Annotated in this window: 3 protein-coding genes; all 3 read left to right on the forward strand. The window is 41.7% G+C overall.

The window, feature by feature from the left end; genetic code table 11:
* The first annotated feature begins 353 nt into the window (after positions 1-353).
* The 3 genes from TJ79_RS20330 (at position 354) to TJ79_RS20340 (ending at position 2,051) form a co-directional block, all read left to right on the forward strand.
* Complete coding sequence (locus TJ79_RS20330) at positions 354-893, forward strand: GNAT family N-acetyltransferase (protein ID WP_040952189.1); 540 nt, start codon at positions 354-356, stop codon at positions 891-893.
* Between the two features lie 189 nt (positions 894-1,082).
* A complete protein-coding gene (locus tag TJ79_RS20335) occupies positions 1,083-1,514 on the forward strand; it encodes a NucA/NucB deoxyribonuclease domain-containing protein (RefSeq protein WP_040952190.1) in 432 nt (143 codons plus the stop codon).
* Between the two features lie 102 nt (positions 1,515-1,616).
* Positions 1,617-2,051: a hypothetical protein gene (locus TJ79_RS20340; RefSeq protein WP_040952191.1), complete on the forward strand. Its 435-nt coding sequence runs from the start codon at positions 1,617-1,619 to the stop codon at positions 2,049-2,051.
* The last annotated feature ends 37 nt before the right edge of the window (positions 2,052-2,088 follow it).

Below are 2,088 nucleotides of genomic sequence, written 5' to 3' on the forward strand. Positions count from 1 at the left end.
CGGAAGCCTCTCACGAGTTCAGTGAACTTGTGGGAGGCTTCTTTTTTGTGTGGCTTGGCAACATGGAGATAGAATCATTTCGTAACACCACGGAAAATCCTTCTTGATTTCGAGCCTCTATAAAAAGGCAAACTCTGCTGGGCGAAGCTCTTTGGAGGATCCGCGATCATCCCGGCAGCCTGTCCCCGAATAGGACTGTTTTTTAGAAGAAAGTCATTGTAGAATCTTATTAATATGACAAAGGAGTGTGGCCAATGATTGCTACCCTGAATTTCATAAGGTTTTCAAATACAAACATAAACAGGGGGCAGCTTTATTAACTTGCCTCCGTTTGTGAGATATGGAGGATATCATTGTCGAATAATCATTCTCTTTTTTGTGGGCAATTGGTTCGTTTGTGTGCTAGTCGTCCCGAAGATGCTGCGGCATTGGCATTATGGAGTGAAGATGCGGATTATTTAAGGAATTTAGATACCGAGTTCGCTATACCAAGATCGGTAGAATCATTCGAGAAATCGATTGAGAATAGTTCAAATAGTCTGGAATTTCGTTTGCGAACGCTCGAAGACGACACACTTATTGGATTTGTTGCTCTATTCAGAATGGAATGGAATAATCAATGTGGAAAAATGGCAATTGGCATCGGAGATCCGAATTTTCGAGGCAAAGGTTACGGGACTGATGCGTTGCGATTGATTTTAAGGTATGGGTTCTGCGAACTGAATTTAAATCGAATCGGACTCGATGTCATTAGTTACAACAAAAGAGCAATCCATGCTTACCAGAAAGTCGGATTCCAAGTAGAAGGCACGATGCGAGAGTCAGTGCTTCGGGATGGTCAGAAGTTTGACCGCATCCTGATGAGTATCCTGCGAAACGAATATCAGAAGTAACAATAGAACAAGGGGCCAGATTACATCGGGCTCCTTGTTTTACTTTGAAGTCTTGCTCATTCAGCCCCTCCAAAATTAAATGGAAGCCTCTCACGAGTTCAATGAATTTGTGGGAGGATTCTTTTCTTTGACAAGCAGGAATCCTCTTCTCCTATAACGAAAAAAGATAGGCGAAACGGAGTGAACATCATGACTAAGAAACGCATCACCTCTATCCTTACTTTACTGATTTTTGTAATACTGGTCGTCATTTATCTACAGCAGCAGAAGGAACCAGAGCCATCTGCTCCGAACACAGCCATCGTAAGAATCATCTTTCCTTTGGAGCGTTACCCGGAAACCGGGAAGCACATAAAAGATGCTATTGCAGCTGGTGAATCAGCGGTGTGTACGATTGACCGTAAAGATGCGGACAAACACCGGGAAGCATCATTACGTGGTATACCTACGAAGAAGGGATATGACCGGGACGAATGGCCGATGGCTATGTGTATGGAAGGTGGGGCCGGAGCGAACATCGAATACATACACCCGGCAGATAACCGTGGGGCAGGATCTTGGGTTAGCAATCAGTTGGAGCAGTATCCGGATGGTACCCAGGTGGAGTTTGTGGTGAAGTAGGCATGATAAATCCCCGCTGGCTTTGGCTGGCGGGGTAATTTCATTTTATGGAATTATTTCGTCGAGGCTCTCCATAATAAATAATTGAAAGGAAGTTATATATTGAAATCAAAATGTGAAATACGCTGGTTGCTTTTTATCGCATCTGTCATTTCAATCTTTTTGGTTTCTGGTTGTAATACACTAAAATCAAATGGTAAGGACGATAAACCTTACATAATTGAACTTGGCTACGAGACGAACGATACGAATATGAGGATAGCAAATCCAAAGACGAAATTTGATAATTCAAAAGATATTTTAGTACAAGCTGAATATAGTATTGGAAGTGCTACTGATAACGTAAAATCAAGAATTGAGATCATCAATTTGAATACTGGTGAAATCATACAGGAGATGGAGTGGACAGAAACAAAACATATCACAGGTTACTCGTTAACATTGAAAAATAAAGATTGGAGCCTAGGGACTTATTCTGCGATTTGGAAACGAAATGAGATGGAAGTTGCTAGAACTAAATTTGAGCTGACAAAATAATGGTGAGAATAATTTGAAAGAGCAGGAGGGAATGACT

It is taken from the genome of Gorillibacterium massiliense (assembly GCF_000455485.1).
Lineage (GTDB): Bacteria > Bacillota > Bacilli > Paenibacillales > NBRC-103111 > Gorillibacterium > Gorillibacterium massiliense.

Excerpts from the sequence above, each read along its gene's own strand:
- TJ79_RS20335 (WP_040952190.1), top strand. The coding sequence starts at position 1,083 with ATGACTAAGAAACGCATCACCTCTATCCTTACTTTACTGATTTTTGTA.